The organism is Actinomycetospora chiangmaiensis DSM 45062, assembly GCF_000379625.1.
Classification (GTDB): domain Bacteria; phylum Actinomycetota; class Actinomycetes; order Mycobacteriales; family Pseudonocardiaceae; genus Actinomycetospora; species Actinomycetospora chiangmaiensis.
Map to the genome: position 1 here is coordinate 703363 of NZ_KB903217.1, position 19212 is coordinate 722574.

The following is a 19212-nucleotide window of genomic DNA, read 5'->3' on the forward strand; positions in this document are numbered from 1 at the left end:
CGCGCGGGACGGCTACGGTGCCGCAGGCGGTGTGTCGGCGATCACCACGCACCCGTTTCGTCCGATTCCCGCTCCCGAGGAGACGTCGTGACCGCGTCCGCCCCGTTCCGCCTCACCGACGTCGTGCGCGACCACGCCCGCGAGCACGGTGACCGGGTCGCCCTCACCGCCGGCGACACCCGCCTGACCTACGCCGAGCTCGAGGACCGCTCCGCCCGGGTCGCGGGGGGCCTGCGTGCGCTGGGGCTCGGTGAGGGCGGCCGGGTGGTGTGGATCGGCAAGAACGCGACCCCGTTCTTCGAGCTGCTCTTCGGCGCGGCGGCGGTCCGGGCCGCGGTGGCGCCGCTGAACCTGCGGCTCACCCCGGCCGAGCTGATCGACCTGACCGACGACGCCGAGGCGGGCCTCGTCGTCCTGGGCCCGGAGTTCGCGGGCCTCCGCGAGAAGCTCGGTGAGCGGGAGGTCCTCGTCGTCGGGGAGGACTACGAGGCGTGGGTCGACGGCCTGACCGACCGGGTGGACCCGTCGCCGGACGCGCAGGACGACGACGCGGTGCTGCAGCTCTACACCTCCGGCACCACGGGGCGGGCCAAGGGCGTGCTGCTCGCGCACGGCAACTTCTCCGCGCTGCTCTCGGTCGGCGGGCACTGGGGCTTCGACGACGACTCGGTCGGCCTCTGCGCGATGCCGCTCTTCCACATCGGCGGCTCGGGCTTCGCGCTGGTGTGCCTGTCCTTCGGGGCCCGCGTGGTGCTCGTCGCCGACATCGTCCCCGAGCAGCTGCTCGACACCATGGAGCAGGAGCGCGTCTCGAACGCGTTCCTCGTGCCCGCCGTGCTGCAGATGCTCTGCGGCGTCCCCGGCGCGGCCGACCGCGACTGGTCCCGGCTGCGTGCGGTGGCCTACGGCGCGTCGCCGATCACCGGCACGGTGCTGAACACGGTGCTCGAGACGTTCAAGGCGCCGCTGTTCCAGGTGTACGGCGCCACCGAGACCACCGGCGCGATCACCCAGCTCGACCCCGAGGACCACGACCCGGACGGTCCGCGCGCCCACCTGATGCGCTCGGCCGGCAAGGCCTACCCGTGGGTGGAGCTCAAGATCGTGCGCGACGAGGAGGACCTCGGGCCGAACGAGATCGGGGAGGTGTACATCCGCTCCGCGCAGGTGACGGCGGGCTACTGGCGGCGCCCGGAGGAGACGGAGAAGGCGCTCACCCCCGACGGCTGGCTCCGCACGGGCGACGGCGGCTACCTCGACGAGGAGGGCTACCTGTTCCTGACCGACCGGATCAAGGACATGATCGTCACCGGCGCGGAGAACGTGTACCCGATCGAGGTGGAGAACGTCGTCGCGCAGCACCCCGCCGTCGCCGACGTGGCCGTGATCGGCGTGCCCCACGAGAAGTGGGGCGAGGAGGTCAAGGCGGTCGTCGTCGCGCACGAGGGCCGGACGATCGACCCCGACGAGCTCGTGGCGTGGACCAAGGAGCGCATCGCGGGCTTCAAGCGGCCCCGCTCGGTGGACGTCGTCGACGCGCTGCCCCGCAACGCGACGGGCAAGATCCTCAAGAAGGACCTGCGCGCGCAGTACGGCGGCGAGCCTTCCTGACGTCGGGTCGCCCCCGCTGCGCGGGCCGGTGCCGCCGGCTCCGGTGCCGGAGTGCCACCGACACCGAGATCACGCGCCGCGGGCGACTCCGATCGTCACTCGAACGTCGCCGTCCGGGTACAGGGCGGCTGATGTGACGTCGGTCGCGTCCGTACCGTAGTTCATGTTACGGTGGCTCGACGTCGTCGTTCCGAACGGAGGCACTCATGAAGATCGTCGTGGACTACGACCGGTGCAGCGGGCTGGGCATGTGCGAGTCGATCGCGCCGGACGTCTTCGAGGTCGAGGACGACGGGTCGCTGACCCTGCACCTCACCGAGGTGCCGGACGGTCGCGAGGACGAGATCCGGCAGGCCTGCGAGGCGTGCCCCACCGAGGCGCTCTCTCTGCAGGACTGACCGCCGCACCGCCCCGCCCGCGCCCCCGCCGCCCACCACCACGCTCCGCGGCGGGGGTCCGCCACCGCCGACGGACGCGAGGAGTCGACCCCACCATGACCACTGCCCCCGACCAGCTCGACCTGTCGTCGCTCGACTTCTGGTCGCGGTCGACCGCCGAGCGCGAGGAGACGTTCGCCCCGCTCCGGACGGAGGCCCCGGTCAGCTGGCACCCCGCGCCCGAGGGCGTCATGGGCAGACCCGAGGGCGAGGGCGGGTTCTGGGCCGTCGTCCGCCACGCCGACATCGCGTACGTCTCCAAGAACCCGAAGCTGTTCTGCTCGCGGCAGGGCGTCCAGTTCCAGGACGCGCCGCCGGATCTGCTGGAGGCCAGCCAGTCGTTCCTCGCGATGGACTCGCCGCGGCACACCCAACTGCGCAAGATCGTCGGCTCGGCGTTCACCCCGAAGCGGATCGCGAAGCTCGAGGACACGATCGCGGCGCGGGCCGCGACGATCGTCGACGAGATGCTGGAGCACGGGGACGGCGACTTCGTCCAGCTCGTCTGTCGACGCCTCCCGATGGCGATGATCTACGACATGATGGGACTGCCCGTCGAGCAGCAGAGCGACCTCGCCGAGGCCGCCGACCTGCTGGTGTCGGCGAACGACGCCGAGGTCCGGGCCGCCCACGGCGTCGACGACCCGCTGGAGCTCATGGGCCAGGCCATGTTCGCGCTGACCGGACCGGGCCTGCAGCTCGCCGAGGAGCGCCGCGCGCACCCGCAGGACGACCTCATGACCGCCCTCGTGCAGGCCGAGGTCGACGGGCAGCGGCTGACCGACGCGGAGATCGGCGCCTTCTTCGTGCTGCTCTCGGTCGCCGGCAACGACACGACCCGCAACACCATCGCCCACACCGCCGTCGCGCTGACCGAGTTCCGCGACGAACGCCGCCGTCTCGCCGCCGACCCCGACGCGCTGATGGGGACCGCGGTCGAGGAGATGGTCCGCTGGGCCTCCCCGGTGCTGACGTTCCGCCGCACGGCCACGGAGGACACCGAGCTCGGCGGGCAGCGGATCGCGGCGGGCGACAAGGTCGTCATGTTCTACGAGTCCGGCAACCGCGACACCGAGGTGTTCGCCGACCCGCTGCGGTTCGACGTCGGCCGTGACCCGAACCCGCACCAGGGCTTCGGTGGCGGTGGGCCGCACTTCTGCATGGGCAACCAGCTCGCCCGCACCCAGCTGCGTGAGGTCTGGCGGCGCCTGCTCGCCGTCGTGCCCGACTTCGAGGTCGGCGAGCCCGCCCGTCTGACGAGCAACTTCGTCAACGCGGTGAAGTCCCTGCCGATCCAGCTCCACCGCTGACGGCGCGGGCCCGGCGGTCGCGGCCGTCGGACCCGCCCGCCGTCAGGCCCCGACGCGCTCGTCGTAGGCCCGGCGCGCGTCAACGTCGGCGCGGGCGAGCACCTTCGCCGCCCCGAGCAGGCCGGAGAGACCGTCGCGCACCGCGCGCGGCAGGAGGGTCATCGCCACGTACAGCGGGCGGCCCGTGGACGGGACCCAGGTCTCGAAGCGCGGGCGGCGGATCACCGCCACGATCGCCTCGGCCACCTCCTCGGCGCTCACGGTGCGCTGCCCCGTGACCGTCCCCAGCCCGGAGCCGAGCTCGGTCGAGACGATCATCGGGATCACCACCGACGCGTCCACCCCGGTGCCCTCGAGTTCCGAGCGCAGGGCCTCGGTGAGCCCGACGACGGCGTACTTCGTCGCGCTGTAGGTGGCGGCGCCCGCGAGCGCGACCCGACCGACCGCGGACGACACGTTGACGATGTGACCGCGACCGCGGGCGACCATCGCGGGGGCGGCGAGCTTCACGCCGTGCAGCACGCCGTGCAGGTTCACGTCGACGATGCGGCGGGCGCGGGCGTCGGTCTCGTCCACGAGCGGGCCGAGCGGCATGATCCCGGCGTTGTTGACGAGCACGTCGACCGGCCCCAGGGCGGTGGTGACCGCCTCCAGGAAGGCCGCGAACGACGCCCGATCGGCGACGTCGAGCGGCAGGCCCACGACGCGGGTCCCGGTCGGGTCGACCCCGGTCGCCACCGCGGCGGTGTGCTCGGCGTCGAGGTCCCCGATCGCGACGAGGGCGCCGCGGGCCACCAGCGCCCGCGCGGTCGCGAGCCCGATGCCGCGGGCCCCTCCGGTGACGGCGACGACGAGTCCGGTGAGATCGGGGTGGCGCGACACGGGGGTCCTCTCGCAGATGGGGTCAGTCGGTCGACACGCGGCGCTCGAGCGCCGCGGTGGCATGGCCGCGGACGAGGACCTCGAACTGGTCGAGCTGCGCGGCGAGGTCCACGGGCGGGCCGGAGTGGTGCAGCTGCTGGTGGCCGACGAGCACGCTGAGCGCGACCTCGGCGAGCGTCGCGGTCAGCTCCTCGTCGGCGATCAGCGGGGCGAGCACCTCGCGCAGGGCGTCGCGGCGCAGGTCGTCGACGCGCTGCTGGGCCGCGGCGACGACCTCGTCGGTGCCGGCCCACCGCCGGATGGCCGTCTCGGCCTCGTGCGGGACGGTCAGGGCGAGCCGTTTCATCAGCTCCACCCGCTCGACGGGGTCGGACTCGCGGCGCACCAGCTCCACCAGCCGGTGCACCTCCTCCTGCGTCCAGTGCTCGAGCAGACCCGCGACGAAGCCGTCCCAGTTGCCGAAGTGGTGGTAGAAGCTCCCGCTGGTCACGCCCACCTCGCGGCACAGGCGACCGATCCGGAGGGCGGGCAGCCCGGGGCCCGCGAGCAGGCGCATCGCGGCGGCGAAGTAGGTCTCGGGGGACGCCGTCCGGGACATGCCGGGCTCCTTCCCACGGTCTTGATCCACGGCCGTAACGCACTATACGTTGTGGTTCCGCCCCCGGGCGTGCCGTCGAGGAGGACGTCGATGTCGGAGGACCTGGCCGAGCGGGCCCCCGCCCGCACCACCGTCGGGGACGCGGTCCGCAGTGCCCGGGCGGCGTACGACTCGGGACGCACCCGCCCGTTGCGCTGGCGCCGGACGCAGCTCGCCGCCCTCGAACGCCTGCTCGCCGAGGCCGAGGAGGAGCTCGTCGCCGCGCTCGCGGCCGACCTCGGGCGCCCGGCGGTCGACGCGTGGCTGGCGGACCTGTCGTCGACCGCGGCCGAGTCGCGCCACGCCCGCCGCCACCTCGGGTGGTGGGCCCGCACGCGGGTGACCGGCGTGCCGGTGGGCGTGGTACCCGCCGTCGGGACCTGGCGCCCGGAGCCGCTGGGCGTCGTGGCGATCATCGGGCCCTGGAACTACCCGGTGTACCTGACGCTCGCCCCGCTGGTCGCGGCCCTCGCCGCGGGGAACACCGCGGTGCTCAAGCCGAGCGAGTACGCCCCCGCGACGGCCGCCGCGCTGGAGCGGCTGGTGCCCCGGTACCTCGACCCGCAGGCCGTGACGGTGGTGCAGGGCGGCCCGGCCGAGACCCAGGAGCTGATCGGCGCCGGGGTGGACCACGTCTTCTTCACCGGGAGCCCCGAGGTGGGGGCGGAGGTCATGGCGACCGCCGCCCGCACACTGACCCCGGTCACGTTGGAGCTCGGGGGCAAGAGCCCGACGATCGTCGACGCGAGCGCCGACGTCGCGGTCGCCGCCCGCCGCGTGGCCTGGACGAAGCTCATGAACTCCGGGCAGACCTGCGTCGCGCCCGACTACGTCCTCGTGCACCGCGACGTCGTCGACGCCTTCCTCGCCGGGTTCACCGCGGCAGCCCGGGAGATGCGGGAGGGCGACCTCGCGATGCGGGTGGTCGACGACCGTCACGGCGCCCGCGTCCGCGGCCTGCTCGCCGGCCACGGGGGCCGCGTGGTCCTGGGCGGCGACACCGGGGTCACGACGGCAGGCGCGGGCGACCTGGCGGGCCCCGGCGTGGACCTCACCGTCGTCCTCGACCCGGACCCCGACTCGGCCCTCATGCGCGAGGAGATCTTCGGCCCGGTCCTGCCGGTGCTCACCGTCGACTCGATGGACGAGGCGATCGCGTTCCTCGCGGCCCGGCCCCGACCGCTCGCGACCTACGTCTTCTCCCGGACCCGCGCGACGGTCGAGGCCGTCCGGGACCGGATCGCGACCGGCGGGATCGTCACCAACCACACGATGTTCCACGTGCTCGTCCCGCAGCTGCCCTTCGGCGGCATCGGGCGCAGCGGCATGGGCGCCTACCACGGCAAGTGGGGCTTCGAGGCCCTCAGCCACCGGCGCCCCACGCTCGTCAAGCCGACCTGGCCCGACCCGTCCCTGGTCTACCCGCCGTACGCGGAGTCGACGAGGAAGCTGCTCCGGAAGATCTTCTAGGAGGCCCCGCGTGTTCCCCGGTACCTTCGCCGCCTCCGCCCCGGAGCGGCCCGCCGTCCTCGTCGCCGAGACCGGCGAGACCCTCACCTACGCCGAACTCGACCGCGAGTCGACCCGGCTGGCCCGCGCCCTGCACGACCAGGGCCTGCGCCGCGGCGACGTCGTGGCCATGCTGGCGGACAACACGCCGTGGGCCTTCGTCGTCTACTGGGCCGCCCAGCGCTCCGGGCTCTACATCACGGCCATCAACCACCACCTCGCGCCCGACGAGGCCGCCTACATCGTCGACGACTGCGGCGCCCGCGTGCTCGTGGTCGCCGGGCGGCGGCGGGCGCTGCGCGAGCTCGCCGTCGCCCTGCTCGACCGCACCCCGGGGGTCGAGCAGCGGATCTCCCTCGACGGCGCCCTCGACGGGTACGCCGACGGTGCGGCGCTGCTGGCCGCCACCTCGGCCGGGCCGCTGGCCGACCAGCCCCGCGGTGCCGACATGCTCTACTCCTCGGGGACCACCGGCCGGCCCAAGGGCATCAAGCCACCGCTGCCCGACCGACAGGTCGACGAGCCCGGCGACCTGATGCTCGCGGTGTTCGGCCGGTTGTACGGCTTCGACGAGGACACGGTCTACCTCTCCCCGGCGCCGGTGTACCACGCCGCGCCGCTGCGGTACTGCGGGATGATCCAGTCGACCGGCGGCACCGCGGTGCTGATGCAGCGCTTCGACCCCGAGGCCGCCCTGGCGGCGATCGCCCGCCACCGCGTCACCCACGGGCAGTTCGTGCCGACGATGTTCGTGCGTCTGCTGAAGCTGCCGCAGGAGACCCGGGACGCCTACGACGTGTCGAGCCTGCGGGTGGTGGTGCACGCCGCGGCCCCGTGCCCGGTCGACGTGAAGCGGGCGATGATCGACTGGTGGGGCCCGGTGCTGCAGGAGTACTACGCCTCCACCGAGGCCAACGGCGTCACGCTGATCGACTCGCCGACGTGGTTGACCCACCCCGGCTCGGTCGGGCGCGCAGCGCTCGGCGTCCTGCACATCTGCGACGACGACGGGCGCGAGGTGCCGACCGGCGACGTCGGGACGGTGTACTTCGAGCGCGAGGAGGTGCCGTTCGCCTACCACAACGACGAGGCGAAGACGCGCGCCGCGCAGCACCCGGAGCACCCCACCTGGACGACGACCGGCGACCTCGGCCGCGTCGACGACGAGGGCTTCCTGTACCTCACCGACCGCAAGAGCTTCATGATCATCTCCGGCGGGGTGAACATCTACCCGCAGGAGATCGAGGACGCCCTCGCGCTGCACCCGCGGGTGCTCGACGTGGCCGTCGTCGGGGTCCCCGACGAGGACATGGGCGAGTCGGTGCTCGCCGTCGTCACCCCGGAGGGGGAGCCGTCGGACGATCTGGCCGAGGAGCTGCTCGAGCACCTCCGCGGACGGATCGCGGGCTACAAGGTGCCGCGTCGGCTCGTGTTCGACGACGACCTGCCGCGCACGCCCACCGGCAAGCTGGTCAAGGGACAGCTGCGGGAGCGCTACGCCGCGGCCGGTGCGGTGTGAGCACCTCTCCGGCCACCTCCCCGGTCACGGACGCTCACCGTGGCGGGGCCGGCTCGCCGCTGGTCCTGCTGCACGGCGCGTCGGTCTCCTGGCGCTGCTGGGAGCCGGTGCTCGCGCCGCTCGAGCGGGAGCACCGCGTGTTCGCGCCGACGATGCCCGGGCACCGCGGCGGCCCGCACTGGGACACCGCGGCCGGCCCGTTCTCGATCGACCGGCTCGCGGACGGCGTCTGCGCCCAGCTCGACGCCGAGGGCATCGACACCGCCCACGTCGTCGGGAACTCCCTCGGCGGCTGGGTGGCGATCGAACTGGTCCGCCGCGGCCGTGCCCGTTCGGCGGTGGCGCTGTCGCCCGCCGGGGCGTGGCGCTCGGGCTGGGACCTGCGCCGCCTGCTCTGGACGTTCCGGGTGCTGCGGGTCGTCTCCCGCCCCTCGTTCGCGCCCCTGCTCGCCGGGAGCCCGGCCCTGCGCCGGGCCCTGCTGCGCAAGACCATGGAGCACGGCGAGCGGGTCGGCCCCCACCTCGTCCCGGACATGATCGCCGACGTCCGGGGGTGCGACGTCCTGCTGCCGCTGCTCGACGCGGCCGTCGCGCACGGGACCACGCGGGTGCTGCGCGACCTGCCGTGCCCGGTCCGGATCGCCTGGGCCGAGCACGACCGGATGATCCCGTGGCGCGCGTTCGGCGCCCCGATGCGCCGGGTCGTCCCCGACGCCGAGTTCGTGCGTCTCCCCGGCGTCGGCCACGTGCCGATGTGGGACGACCCCGACCTCGTCGTCGACACCGTCCTCGGGGTCACCCGGACCGCCGACCCCACGGAGAAGGCCCTCGCATGACCCTCGTCCCCCCGCAGGACGCCCTGTTCCTCCTCGGCGAGTCCCGCGAGAACCCGACCCACGTCACCGCCCTGCAGATCCTCCGGCCCCCGGCGGACGCCGGCGAGGACTGGCTCGACGAGCTGTACGCCACCCTCGTCGACCCCACCGACGTGAAGAGCGCCTTCGCCCGCAAGCCCGTCCGGTCGCTCGCGACGGCGGGGGCGTGGAGCTGGGAGCCCGACGAGGACTTCGACGTCGCGAGCCACGTCCGGCGCACCGCCCTCCCGGCGCCCGGCCGCGTGCGCGAACTCCTCGAGCACGTCTCGGCGCTGCACGCCCGGCTGCTCGACCGCAGCCGTCCGCTGTGGGAGGCCGAGCTGGTCACCGGGCTCGCCGACGGTCGCTTCGCGTTGATCACCAAGCTGCACCACTCGCTGTTCGACGGCATCACCCTGAGCCGGCACATCGTCTCCGGGCTGGCGTTCGACCCCGACACCCGCGGCTGTCGGCCGCCGTGGCGGCGCAACCCGCAGAGCCGGCCCCACCCGTCGTCGGGAAGGGAGCAGGGCGGTGGGACCGTCGGCGACCTGATCCGCGGCGCCGCCGAGATGGCCGGGGGCGTCGTCGGCGGCCTCCCGGCCCTGGCGAAGGCGCTGGCGCAGGTCGCGACGGGGGACGTCGGGGTCGCCTTCCAGGCCCCGCACACCCGGTTCAACGACCGCCTCTCCGGGCAACGCCGCTTCGCCGGCCAGAGCTGGGCGTACGCGCGCCTCGCCGACGTGGCGAAGCGCCACGAGGTGACCGTCAACGACGTCGGGCTCGCGATGTCGTCCGGGGCGCTGCGGGCCTACCTGGACGAGCTCGGGGAACTGCCGGCGAGCTCGCTCGTGGCGATGGTGCCGGTGTCGCTGCGGGGCACGGACACGCGCGCCGAGGCGACCTCGGGGAACTCCTGGGGCTCGGTCTACTGCGTGCTGGGCACGGATCTCGCGGACCCCGCCGCGCGGCTGGCCAAGGTCCACGCCTCCATGACGCAGGGCAAGGCCGCGCTGCGCTCGCTCGACCCCGTGACGTCGGTGGCGCTCAACGTGGCCACGATGGGGCTGGCGGCCCTCCCGACGCTGCGGATGCTGCCGATGCCGCCCCGGCCCGTGGTCAACCTGATCATCTCGAACGTGCCCTCGACCGACGAGAAGCAGTACTTCGACGGCGCCGAGGTGACCGACAACTACCCGGTCTCGATGGTCGCCGACGGGCAGGCCCTCAACATCACGCTCCTGCGCTACGCCGACCAGATGGCCTTCGGGCTGACGGGCTGCCCGCGCGCGGTGCCGCACCTGCAGCGCCTGCTCGGCCACCTCGACACCGCGCTGCGCGAGCTGGAGTCGATCTAGTCCCTCGCGCGTTCCCCGACGTGCTCCAGGACGAGCTCGGCCAGCTCGTCCGGGGCCTCGTCCGGAATCCAGTGCGAGATCCCGGGGAGCACGGCGAGCCGGTGGGGCGCGAGCACGAACCGCTCGTTGTTCTCGACGGCGGCGCGGGTGATGAACCCGTCGCCGTCGCTCCACACCTGCAGGGCCGGGCGCTGGACCGGGCGCCGGGTGTAGCCCGGCGCCGCGAACGGCAGCGCGCGGTACCAGTTGAGCGGACCCGTGACGTGCCCGGCGAGGGCGGCGGCGTCCCGCGCGGCGTGGTCCCGGGTGGCGCCGGTACGGCGCAGGATCGCCGCGAAACGCCGCTCGTCGCCGAGCAGCAGCTCGGGCAGGCGGGGGAGCTGGAAGGCCCCCATGTACCAGGAGTGGGGCAGCTGCGGGCCCGCGTACATCGCGCGCAGGAACGCCGCCGGGTGCGGGACCGACACGCCCGTGACCGTGCGCACGAGCTCGGGCCGGTGGGCGGCCAGGGCCCAGGCCACCACCGCGCCCCAGTCGTGCCCGACCACGTGCACCGATCCGGCGCCGGACGACTCGATCAGGGCGGCCGCGTCGTCGACCAGGTGCTCGATCCGGTAGGCCCGCCGGCCGGCGGGGCGGGCACCGGGGGAGTAGCCCCGCTGGTCCGGCGCGAGCGTGCGCAGCCCCGCGTCGTGCAGGCGGGCGGCGACCGGCGCCCAGGACGCCGACGTCTGCGGGAAGCCGTGGAGCAGCAGCACCGTCGTGTCGGCGTCCGCCGGCCCGGCGTCGACGACGTCGAAGCGCAATGCGCCGTGCGTGAACGCGGTCATCCGGGTCATGGTCGACATCGTGCCGGAGCCGACCCCGCGACACGTCCCGGGATGCACCTCCGCGCGGGCATGGTCACGTTACGGTCGGCGCGCGCCCGATCCGGGTGGCTGGTGCCGACCGGCGGAAGGACGCGATGAACCCGCGTGTGCGACTCCTGATCATCCTGGTCGTCGTCGCGATCGTGCTCTACTTCGTCATCGCCCAGCCGGACAACGCCGCCGCCCTGGTGCGCAACGTCCTGGCCGCCATCGGCCAAGCGGTCGAGCAGATCATCCGGTTCTTCCGTCAGCTCACGGCCTGATCCCGGGGCGTGAGGATCCGCCGGACCAGGTGCATGGCGAGCACCACCGAGCGCTCGCGGACGTCGCCGCGGTCACCGGGGAGAACCGGGTCGCGGACAATCTCGGTGCCGTCGGCGGTGCGCACGCAGAAGCAGACGTAGCCCACCGGCTTCGCCTCGGTGCCACCGCCCGGGCCCGCGATCCCGGAGATGGCCACGGCCACGTCCACGCCGAACCGGTCGATCGCCCCCCGGGCCATCGCCTGCACGGCCTGGGTGGAGACCGCGCCGTGCGTGTCGAGGACCTGCTGCGGGACCCCGAGCAGGTGCGCCTTCGCCTCGTTCGAGTAGGAGACGATGCCGCCCTGGACGTGCGCGGACGCGCCGGCCGGTGCGGTCAGGCGGCCCGCCAGCAGGCCGCCGGTGCAGGACTCCGCGGTGGCGATGGTGTGCCCGGAGAGCAGGTCGAAGAGGATCTCGTCGATCGTCTCGCCGGTGCGGGAGAACACCGCGGACCCGTGGCGGGCGTCGATCTCGGCGACGACCGCGTCGTGCGCGACCGCGGCGGCCTCGTCGCCCGGCGCCCGGCGCAGGTCGACCTCGAGGGTGAAGTCCCGCAGGCAGGTGGTGATCTCGAGCGGGGTGATGTCGGTGCGCTCGCCGACGGCCCGCAGGGTCGCGGCGATCTCCGACTCCGGCACCCCGAACAGTCGCAGGTGGGTCTCCGCGAACGGCTCGGTGCGTTCGAGGAGGGCCTGCATCGGCCCGGACGCGACGGCGTCGTCCCACATGCCCTGGACCTCGCGCGGCGGCCCGGGGAGCACCAGCACCGTGGGACGGAACCCGTCGCCGGGGGGCACGGCCAGGCCGGGCGCGGTGCCGACCGGGGGGATCGCGGAGGCGCCGCGGGGCACCATGGCCTGCTTGCGGTTCGCGTCCGCGAGGGCGTCCGCGTCCCAGCGCAGGCGGTCGGCGAAGCGGGCGATGATGTCGCCGACCACCTTCTCCATGTGCTCGTCGAGCTCCAGCGGGCGGCCCGTGAGATCGGCGACGACCGCCGCCGTGAGGTCGTCGGCGGTGGGCCCGAGTCCCCCGCTGGTCACCACCAGGTCGACCTCGGCGAGCGACCGGAGCGCCGCCGCCATCTCCTCCGGACGGTCGCCGACCAGGACGATCTCGGTGACGTCGATCCCGAGCCGGCCCAGCCGCTCGGCGATCCAGGGCCCGTTCGCGTCCCTCACCCGGCCCGCGAGCAACTCGCTGCCGGTGGCGACGATGCCCGCCGTGACCCGTGCTCCCGCGGCCATCCGCTCCTCCTCGTCGACGACGCTCGAGACCGTCCCGGTCATCCCACCAGGGAGGCGCCGGCTCCGCCGGACGGCGGTGACGACGCCAGGTGGTGCGCACGTTGCTCCGTACGGTGATCGAGCTGGTCGCTCGACGAACTTCTTGGCCGGGATTGGTTCCTCTGGGTGATATACGGCGCCCCAGATCCGTCAGGATTCTTGCGTAGAGTGAGCGGGTACCTGATGGGGTGACGCTGCAGCGTCATGGGCGGGCGGAGGTGAGTGCGGTGACGCCGACGAGCCGTCCGACGCTCCCCTCGGCGCGGCCGGTCACGGTCGCCGGGGTCCGGCGGTGAGCGACCCGGTCCTCGGCGGCGTCACGCTGATCGCGGTCGGTCTGCTCGTCGTGGTGGTGGTCCTGCTCCGCGCGGCCCGACGTCGACGCTCGTCCGACCTCCGGACCCTGGGCGCGGTCGGCCGGGCCCTCGCTGCCCACGCCGGACGCCGGGGGGCGGCCGACGGTCGGGTCGCCGCACGGGCCGTCGCCGAGGCCCTACGGGCGCGCTACGACGCCCGCCGCGTGGTGCTGGCGGTCGCCTCGCTCGTCGAGTACGCCGGAACGCCACTGCCCGAGGACCTGCGCGCGGTCGACCTGGTGGCGCCCGACGAGGCGTTCGGCTGGGCCCGGGGCGCGTCCCGCTGGCACCGCCGGGCCGCCCCGCCCGCGGTGCGCGGCTGGATGTCGGCCCGGGAGGCGACCGAGGTGCTCGTCGCCCCCGTCGCGGCCCCGGAGCTCCACGACGGCGCGGGCGAGCCGATGTCGTCCCCGGCGGTGCGCGCCCGGCGCGGGGTCATCGAGATCCACGATCCGGGTCGCGGCAGGACGCGTCGGCGGGGCGCGCGGCGCCGCCCGGTGCCGTCGGTGGTGCGGGGCGAACTGGCCCTGCTCGCGACCATCGCCCGCCAGGTCGGCGCCGAGGTGGAGAACACCCGCCTCGAGGCCCGGTTGCGGCGCGACGCCCATCGCGATCCCCAGACCCGGCTGCTCAACCGGTCGGGCTTCCTCCAGGCGTGCGCCCGGGAGGTCGGGAACGGCACGGGTGCGGTCGCGGTCGTGTCCTTCGGCCTCCTCGACCAGGTCAACGACACCCTCGGTCACGCCGGCGGCGAGCACTTCGTCGCGCTGGCGGCGCGTCGGCTCCAGGAGGTGTGCGAGAGCCCGCGCGCCGCGAGCGTCGCGCCGGGCGCACGCCTGGCCGCGCGGCTCGAGGGCGACACCTTCGCGGTCGTCGTCGCGGGCGTCGACCCGGCGACCGCGAGGAGCAGCGCCGAGGAGATGCGCGAGCACCTCGTCCGGCCGTTGGTGCTCGAGGGCATCCCCTTCGAGGCGCCGGTGCTGGTGGGCGTGGCGGCGGCCGGCGTCCCCGGCCTCGCGGCGGAGCGTGACCCCCACGTGATCGCCGCCCGCCTGCTCGCCCGGGCGGACGTCGCCCTGTCCGCGGCGCGCGGTGCGGGCCCGGTGCGCTGCTACGAACCGAGCATGGGGGAGCGGGCCGACCGCCGGCTCGCCGTCATCCGCGGCTTCGGGCCCGCCGTCGCCGACGGGCACCTGCGGGTGCACTACCAGCCCACCGTCTCGCTCGAGGGTCGGACGGTGCTCGGGGTGGAGGCGCTCGCGCGCTGGGAGCACCCGGAGCTGGGTCCGCTGCTCCCCGACGAGTTCGTGCCCGTCCTGGAGGCCACCGGGCAGATCGGCGGCCTCACGCAGTTCGTGCTCGACGAGGCCCTCACCGCGGCCCGGCGCTGGCTCGACCGGGGCCGGCGGCTCTCGGTCGCGGTCAACCTGTCGGTGGGGTCGCTGGACGACGACTTCCCGGAGATCGTCGCCGCGGCGCTCGCCCGCCACGGGGTGCCCCCCGAGCTGCTCACGCTCGAGGTGACCGAGAGCGGCGTCTCGGTGGAGCGCGACCACGCCCTCCCGGCCCTGCGCCGGCTGCACGCGCTCGGGTGCCGGCTCGCCGTCGACGACTTCGGGACCGGGCAGTCCTCGCTGGCCCACCTGCGCCGGCTGCCGGTCGACACCGTCAAGATCGACAAGAGCTTCGTGCTCGGGATGGGCACGGAGTCCGGTGACGTCGCCGTCGTGCGGGCCATCGTCGAGATGGGGCACACGCTGGGCCTCACCGTGGTCGCGGAGGGCGTGGAGAGCGCCACCGTTCGCACCGCCCTCGCGGAGATGGGGTGCGACGTGGCCCAGGGCTACCTGGTGTCCAAGCCGCTGCCGGCGGGGTGCCTGGAGCGGTGGTTGGACGCGCTCGTCGAGGCGGGGGGTGGTCCGCAGGGAGGCGAAGGAGGCCCTGTACGCTGGTTACCGCCCGCAGAGACGGCTCCCGGCACCACCGGGGCGGCCTGATCCGGCGGGAGGACTGGCCCCTTTAGCTCAGTCGGCAGAGCGTCTCCATGGTAAGGAGAAGGTCTACGGTTCGATTCCGTAAAGGGGCTCGGCGAGAGGAGACCGGCGGGAACGTACCCGCCGGTTTCGTCATGCCGTGGCGGTGTAGCTCAGGTGGCAGAGCAAGCGGCTCATAATCGCTGTGTCGCCGGTTCAAGTCCGGCCACCGCTACCAAGACAGACGCAGTCGTAGTTCTCGAAAGGACACTCCCATGGCCGCAACCGACGTGCGCCCGAAGATCACGCTCGCGTGCGAGGAGTGCAAGAACCGCAACTACATCACGCGGAAGAACCGGCGGAACGACCCCGACCGCCTCACGCTGAAGAAGTTCTGCCCGCACTGCGGCACGCACCGCGGGCACCGCGAGACCCGCTAGGGGCCGTGGCGCGCCGTGGCCGTTGACGCCTCCTTCGTCGGTCGCACCTGGCCGCCCCGCACCTACCGCGTGGGGGCCGAGAAGGTCCGGGAGTTCGCCCGCGCGGTCGGCGCCACCGATCCGGTGCACACCGACGTCGAGGCGGCGCGGGCGGCGGGGCACGCCGACGTCGTCGCCCCTCCGACCTTCCCGGTGGTGTTCACCTGGGAGGCCACGCGGGAGGTCGTGGACGACCCGGCCCTCGGGCTGGACTTCACGCGCGTGGTGCACCGGGACCAGTCCTTCGAGCTGCACCGGCCGGTCGTGGCGGGCGACGAGCTCACCACCGTCGTGTCGGTGGCCGAGGTCAAGCAGCTCGCAGGCAACGACGTCGTCACCTTCCGGTGCGACGTGACCGCTCCCGACGGCGGGTCGGTGCTGGTCAGCACGGCGACGCTCGTCGGGCGGGCCGGGGACGACGCGTGAGCCTGCCCGCGGTCACCGTCGGCGACGAGCTCGACGGTCGCACGGTGACGCTCACCCGTGCGGACCTCGTCCGGTACGCCGGCGCCTCGGGAGACCTCAACCCGATCCACTGGAACGAGCGCACCGCCACGGCGGTCGGCCTCCCCGGCGTCATCGCCCACGGCATGCTCACCATGGGTCTCGCCGCGCAGTTCGTCGCGGACTGGGCGGGTGACCCCGCCGCGGTCCGCTCCGTCACCACCCGCTTCACCCGCCCGGTCGTCGTCCCCGACGACGACGCCGGGGCGACCGTGACCCTCGGGGCCTCGGTGAAGGCGGTCGACGACGACGGGGCCGTCACCCTCGCCGTCACCGCGCACGGCCCGGACGGCAAGGCCGTCCTGGGCAAGGCGCTCGCGGTCGTCCGCGCCCGCTGAGCGCCCCTACTCCGGGACGTCACCGACGACGGTCGACACCACGGCCCGCGACAACGCCGCCGATCCGGCCGCGTTGGGATGGAACGGATAGGCCGGCGCGAGGGGGACGAGCCCCTCGACCCACCGCACGCCCGGGGCCTGGCAGAAGTCGTGCCCGACCGACGGACCGGCGGTGTCGACGTACACCGCGCCCCCGGCCACGGCCGACCGCTCCAGGCGGGCGTCCAGGGCCGTGAGGACACCGCGCAGGTAGGCGAGGTCGCCGGGCGCGAGCGGGACCACCGGGTAGCAGCCGTACCCGGAGGCCGGGAGCAGCGACGGGTACCCGACGACGGCCACCCGGGCCGCGGGCGCCCGCCGTCGCACCTCGCCGAGCACGGCCGCCAGCGCCGGGCCGAGCGCCTCCACGCGCTCCGCCAGCCGGTCGGTGCCCCCGCCCGTCCAGTGGTCCCGGCACGGCGTGCCGAACGGGAGCGCGGACAGACAGGTGCGCACGATTTCGGCGAAGCCGATGTCGTTGCCGCCGATGCCGACGGTGACGAGGCGGGTGTCCGGGCCGAGCGCGTCGAACTGCGCGGGGTTGGTCCCCGCGGACGTGGGCTGGGCGGCCGGGAGGGCCGCCGTCGTCGCCCCGGCGCAGCTCACGTCGGCGACCCCGAGTCGCAACGCCGCGGCGACCAGGTGCGGGTAGTCGTTCCCCGAGCGCAGACAGCCGAGCGGCGCGCCCGCGGTCGCCCCCGTCAGCGGGGCGGAGGTGTAGGAGTCACCGAGGGCGACGTAGGGCGCGGACGGCGGGCCCGTCTCCCGGGCGGCCGCCGGCCCGGCGGCCGCGAGCACGAGCCCCACGACCACGGACCCGACCAGCATCGACCGCCAGGTCCCCCACGTCCGCCGCACCCGCGCTCCGCCCGCCGACCCGCCCCGACCTGCCGTCGGGGGAGAGGATCTCAGGACATCTCGGCGAGGAGATCCGCCATCCGGCTGACCCCGGCGCGCAGGTCGTCGTCGCCGAGCGCGTAGGAGAGCCGGAAGTACCCCGGCGTCCCGAAGGCCTCGCCGGGGACCACCGCGACCTCGGCGTGCTCGAGGATCGCCGCGGCGAGGTCGACCGAGGTCTTCGGGCGGTCGCCACGGAGCTCCCTGCCGAGCAGGCCCTGCACGTCGGCGTAGACGTAGAAGGCGCCCTTCGGCGTCGGGCACTCGACCCCGTCGATCGCCGACAGCATCTCGACGATCGTGCGGCGCCGGCGGTCGAAGGCGGACCGCATGTCGGCGACCGCGTCGAGAGGTCCGGAGACGGCGGCCAGGGCGGCCCGCTGCGCCACGTTGCACACGTTCGACGTGACGTGGGACTGCATGTTGGCGGCCGCCTTGATGACGTCCGTCGGGCCGATGAGCCAGCCGACCCGCCATCCGGTCATGGCGTAGGTCTTGGCCACGCCGTTGACGACGATGCAGCGGTCGGCCATCTCCGGGACGGCCACCGGCATCGAGACGTGCTCGGCGCCGTCGTAGACGAGGTGCTCGTAGATCTCGTCGGCGATGACCCAGATGCCGTGCTCGGCGGCCCACCGGCCGACGGCCTCGACGAGCTCGCGCGGCGCGACGGCGCCGGTGGGGTTCGACGGCGAGCACCAGAGCAGCACCTTGGTGCGCGGCGTGCGGGCGGCCTCGAGCGCCTCGACGGTGGGGAGGAAGCCGGTGGAGGCGTCGGTGTCCACCTGGACCGGGTTGCCGCCCGCCATCCGGGCGGCCTCCGGGTAGGTGGTCCAGAACGGGGCGGGCAGCAGGACCTCGTCGCCCGGGTCGACGATCGTGGCGAAGGCCTCGAACACGGCCTGCTTGCCACCGTTGGTGATGAGGACCTGCGAGGCGGCGACCTCCCAGCCCGAGTCGCGCAGCGTCTTCGCGGCCACGGCCTCGCGCAGCTCGGGGAGCCCGCCGGCGGGGGTGTAGCGGTGGTTCCGCGGGTCGCTGCAGGCGGCGATCGCGGCGTCGACCACCGGCTGCGGGGTCGGGAAGTCGGGCTCGCCCGCGCCGAAGCCGATCACCGGGCGTCCGGCGGCCTTGAGCGCCTTCGCCTTCGCGTCCACGGCCAGCGTCGCCGACTCCGCGATCCCTCCGATGCGCTCGGAGATGCGCCGGTCGGTGGCAGCGGGGGCGAGGCCTCCCGAGGACGAGGACGTGACTGCGGTCATGTCACGGGATTCTCCCACGCAGGCGCACGCCGATTCCCGCGGGAGGGCGCCCCGCACGCCGCGCCGTCACGCGCCCCGCGCGGGGTCGTCGGAATCGACGGTGACGGGGTGCCGTAGGATGGTCGACGAAGGGCGATGAGTCCTCGGTTCGGCGTGCGTGCGCGTCCGGCTCCGTGGCTTCCTCGCCCCGGCGGCTCCGGACGGGCCGCCACAGGGGCGTAGCTCAATTGGCAGAGCAGCGGTCTCCAAAACCGCAGGTTGCAGGTTCAAGTCCTGTCGCCCCTGCACTGCGGCATGCAGGACTTCGAGACGGCGCCCGGCTGCCGGCCCGCCGGGCGTCCGGCGGACGGGCCGGATGAGGACGGAACAGTGAGCGAGGAGCGCAGCGGCCGCGGGGCCAACCGGCCCGACGGTGACGACGCGCGTGCCGACGCCCGTCCCACCACGGCCGCGGGCCGGCGTCGACGCGCCGCCGGTGACGCCGACCCGGGGACGGGATCGGTCGCCACCAAGGGCGCCGCCACCCCCTCCCGCGACGGCCGGTCGACCGGCTCCGAGGGGTCGGCCCTCGCCCGGCTGCGGCGCTTCCTGCGGGAGGTCGTCGCCGAACTGCGCAAGGTGCACTGGCCGACGCGCCGCCAGATCGTGGTCTACACCGCGGTGGTCCTGGTCTTCGTGGCGTTCATGGTGACCCTGGTCGGTCTCCTCGACGTCGGGTTCCAGAAGCTGACCTTCACGCTGTTCGGCTGACCGCCCGCCCACCGCAGCGGCCGGTACCCCGCGCGGTCCC

19 protein-coding genes and 3 tRNA genes are annotated in these 19212 nt (G+C 74.3%); 16 read left to right on the forward strand and 6 right to left on the reverse strand.

Annotation, left to right across the window (positions count from 1 at the left end):
- Positions 1 to 87 precede the first annotated feature (87 nt).
- The 3 genes from A3CO_RS0103600 to A3CO_RS0103610 all read left to right on the forward strand — a co-directional run bounded on the left by A3CO_RS0103600 (position 88) and on the right by A3CO_RS0103610 (position 3358).
- Positions 88 to 1611: a long-chain-fatty-acid--CoA ligase gene (locus A3CO_RS0103600; RefSeq protein ID WP_018330865.1), complete on the forward strand. Its 1524-nt coding sequence runs from the start codon at positions 88 to 90 to the stop codon at positions 1609 to 1611.
- A gap of 206 nt (positions 1612 to 1817) precedes the next feature.
- Complete coding sequence (locus A3CO_RS0103605) at positions 1818 to 2009, forward strand: ferredoxin (RefSeq protein WP_018330866.1); 192 nt, start codon at positions 1818 to 1820, stop codon at positions 2007 to 2009.
- Between the two features lie 95 nt (positions 2010 to 2104).
- Entirely contained in the window at positions 2105 to 3358 is a 1254-nt protein-coding gene (locus A3CO_RS0103610) for a cytochrome P450 (RefSeq protein ID WP_018330867.1), read from the forward strand.
- A 42-nt stretch (positions 3359 to 3400) separates the two neighbouring features.
- Here A3CO_RS0103610 and A3CO_RS0103615 read toward each other — a convergent pair whose 3' ends face one another.
- On the reverse strand, positions 3401 to 4240 hold the full coding sequence (locus A3CO_RS0103615) for an SDR family oxidoreductase (protein WP_018330868.1): 840 nt from the start codon (positions 4238 to 4240) through the stop codon (positions 3401 to 3403).
- A 22-nt stretch (positions 4241 to 4262) separates the two neighbouring features.
- The gene (locus A3CO_RS0103620; RefSeq protein WP_018330869.1) at positions 4263 to 4838 is read right to left on the reverse strand and encodes a TetR/AcrR family transcriptional regulator; all 576 of its coding nucleotides are present in this window, start codon (positions 4836 to 4838) and stop codon (positions 4263 to 4265) included.
- A gap of 90 nt (positions 4839 to 4928) precedes the next feature.
- On the opposite strand from A3CO_RS0103620, the gene A3CO_RS0103625 reads away from it, so the two are divergent.
- The 4 genes from A3CO_RS0103625 to A3CO_RS0103640 are packed head-to-tail and all read left to right on the forward strand — an operon-like array spanning position 4929 to position 10117.
- On the forward strand, positions 4929 to 6347 hold the full coding sequence (locus A3CO_RS0103625) for an aldehyde dehydrogenase family protein (protein WP_018330870.1): 1419 nt from the start codon (positions 4929 to 4931) through the stop codon (positions 6345 to 6347).
- Between the two features lie 10 nt (positions 6348 to 6357).
- Entirely contained in the window at positions 6358 to 7905 is a 1548-nt protein-coding gene (locus A3CO_RS0103630; RefSeq protein WP_018330871.1) for an acyl-CoA synthetase, read from the forward strand.
- Complete coding sequence (locus A3CO_RS29900) at positions 7902 to 8741, forward strand: alpha/beta fold hydrolase (protein WP_018330872.1); 840 nt, start codon at positions 7902 to 7904, stop codon at positions 8739 to 8741. Before A3CO_RS0103630 ends, A3CO_RS29900 begins: the two co-directional genes overlap by 4 nt.
- Complete coding sequence (locus tag A3CO_RS0103640) at positions 8738 to 10117, forward strand: WS/DGAT/MGAT family O-acyltransferase (RefSeq protein WP_018330873.1); 1380 nt, start codon at positions 8738 to 8740, stop codon at positions 10115 to 10117. Before A3CO_RS29900 ends, A3CO_RS0103640 begins: the two co-directional genes overlap by 4 nt.
- On the opposite strand, the gene A3CO_RS0103645 is transcribed toward A3CO_RS0103640, so the two are convergent.
- Entirely contained in the window at positions 10114 to 10956 is an 843-nt protein-coding gene (locus A3CO_RS0103645; protein ID WP_245561416.1) for an alpha/beta fold hydrolase, read from the reverse strand. The two genes, A3CO_RS0103640 and A3CO_RS0103645, sit on opposite strands and share 4 nt — an antisense overlap.
- Before the next feature lie 125 nt (positions 10957 to 11081).
- Here A3CO_RS0103645 and A3CO_RS38590 point away from each other — a divergent pair, with 125 nt between their 5' ends.
- Positions 11082 to 11249, forward strand: coding sequence for a hypothetical protein (locus tag A3CO_RS38590; protein ID WP_169510912.1), 168 nt, complete (start codon positions 11082 to 11084; stop codon positions 11247 to 11249).
- Here the strand turns inward: A3CO_RS38590 and A3CO_RS0103655 are convergent.
- Positions 11234 to 12577: a competence/damage-inducible protein A gene (locus tag A3CO_RS0103655; protein ID WP_018330876.1), complete on the reverse strand. Its 1344-nt coding sequence runs from the start codon at positions 12575 to 12577 to the stop codon at positions 11234 to 11236. The two genes, A3CO_RS38590 and A3CO_RS0103655, sit on opposite strands and share 16 nt — an antisense overlap.
- A gap of 289 nt (positions 12578 to 12866) precedes the next feature.
- On the opposite strand from A3CO_RS0103655, the gene A3CO_RS29910 reads away from it, so the two are divergent.
- The 6 genes from A3CO_RS29910 (at position 12867) to A3CO_RS0103685 (ending at position 16224) form a co-directional block, all read left to right on the forward strand.
- Positions 12867 to 14927, forward strand: a complete 2061-nt coding sequence (locus tag A3CO_RS29910; RefSeq protein ID WP_018330877.1) for a putative bifunctional diguanylate cyclase/phosphodiesterase — start codon at positions 12867 to 12869, stop codon at positions 14925 to 14927.
- A gap of 16 nt (positions 14928 to 14943) precedes the next feature.
- Positions 14944 to 15016, forward strand: a tRNA-Thr gene (locus A3CO_RS0103665).
- Positions 15017 to 15065: 49 nt separating this feature from the next.
- A tRNA-Met gene (locus A3CO_RS0103670) sits at positions 15066 to 15141 on the forward strand.
- A 37-nt stretch (positions 15142 to 15178) separates the two neighbouring features.
- Positions 15179 to 15343 (forward strand): 50S ribosomal protein L33, encoded by a 165-nt coding sequence (rpmG, locus tag A3CO_RS0103675; protein WP_018330878.1) that lies wholly within the window; start codon positions 15179 to 15181, stop codon positions 15341 to 15343.
- 15 nt (positions 15344 to 15358) lie between these two features.
- Complete coding sequence (locus A3CO_RS0103680; RefSeq protein ID WP_018330879.1) at positions 15359 to 15808, forward strand: MaoC family dehydratase N-terminal domain-containing protein; 450 nt, start codon at positions 15359 to 15361, stop codon at positions 15806 to 15808.
- Positions 15805 to 16224 carry a MaoC/PaaZ C-terminal domain-containing protein gene (locus tag A3CO_RS0103685; protein ID WP_018330880.1) on the forward strand — a complete coding sequence of 140 codons (420 nt, stop codon included), beginning with the start codon at positions 15805 to 15807 and terminating at the stop codon, positions 16222 to 16224. Before A3CO_RS0103680 ends, A3CO_RS0103685 begins: the two co-directional genes overlap by 4 nt.
- Positions 16225 to 16230: 6 nt before the next feature.
- On the opposite strand, the gene A3CO_RS0103690 is transcribed toward A3CO_RS0103685, so the two are convergent.
- The gene (locus A3CO_RS0103690; RefSeq protein WP_033413641.1) at positions 16231 to 17091 is read right to left on the reverse strand and encodes an SGNH/GDSL hydrolase family protein; all 861 of its coding nucleotides are present in this window, start codon (positions 17089 to 17091) and stop codon (positions 16231 to 16233) included.
- 80 nt (positions 17092 to 17171) lie between these two features.
- Positions 17172 to 18422 (reverse strand): pyridoxal phosphate-dependent aminotransferase, encoded by a 1251-nt coding sequence (locus tag A3CO_RS0103695; protein ID WP_018330882.1) that lies wholly within the window; start codon positions 18420 to 18422, stop codon positions 17172 to 17174.
- A gap of 212 nt (positions 18423 to 18634) precedes the next feature.
- Between A3CO_RS0103695 and A3CO_RS0103700 the strand changes: the two genes are divergently transcribed.
- Both A3CO_RS0103700 and secE read left to right on the forward strand, forming a co-directional pair.
- Positions 18635 to 18707: transfer RNA gene (locus tag A3CO_RS0103700), tRNA-Trp, on the forward strand.
- Between the two features lie 84 nt (positions 18708 to 18791).
- A complete protein-coding gene (secE, locus tag A3CO_RS0103705) occupies positions 18792 to 19172 on the forward strand; it encodes a preprotein translocase subunit SecE (RefSeq protein WP_018330883.1) in 381 nt (126 codons plus the stop codon).
- The last annotated feature ends 40 nt before the right edge of the window (positions 19173 to 19212 follow it).